Annotated in this window: 1 pseudogene; it reads left to right on the forward strand. The window is 72.4% G+C overall.

The annotated features are described in order from the left end of the window. Positions 1 to 486: pseudogene (locus G3I78_RS47835) on the forward strand (hypothetical protein); the annotation flags it as partial.

The following is a 486-nucleotide window of genomic DNA, read 5'->3' on the forward strand; positions in this document are numbered from 1 at the left end:
GGGGCCTCCGCCCCGGACCCGGAGCGCACCGCCTCCGTCCGCGCGCTCCTGCGCGGTGCCGACGCCGGCCGCCGCCGCAAGGACCGCACGATGACGGTCCTCATGTGGAGCGCGTTCGCCCTCGCGATGGTGCCGCTCGTGTCCGTCGCGTGGACCGTCGTCGTGCACGGCATGGAGCGGTTCGACGTCTACTTCCTGACGCACTCGATGCGCGGCGTGTTCGGCGGCATGGACGCGGGCGGCATCTACCACGCGATCCTCGGCACGCTGCTCATCACGCTCGGCGCCGCGGTGATCTCGGTCCCGATCGGCCTGCTCGCCGCGATCTACCTCGTCGAGTACGGCCGCGGGCCGCTCGCCCGCGCGGTGACGTTCTTCGTCGACGTCATGACGGGCATCCCGTCGATCGTCGCCGGCCTCTTCGCGTACGCGCTCTTCGCCGTGGTCTTCGGCCCCGGGGTGCGCATGGGCATCGTCGGCTCCGTC

It is taken from the genome of Streptomyces sp. SID13726 (assembly GCF_010548375.1).
Taxonomy (GTDB): Bacteria; Actinomycetota; Actinomycetes; order Streptomycetales; family Streptomycetaceae; genus Streptomyces.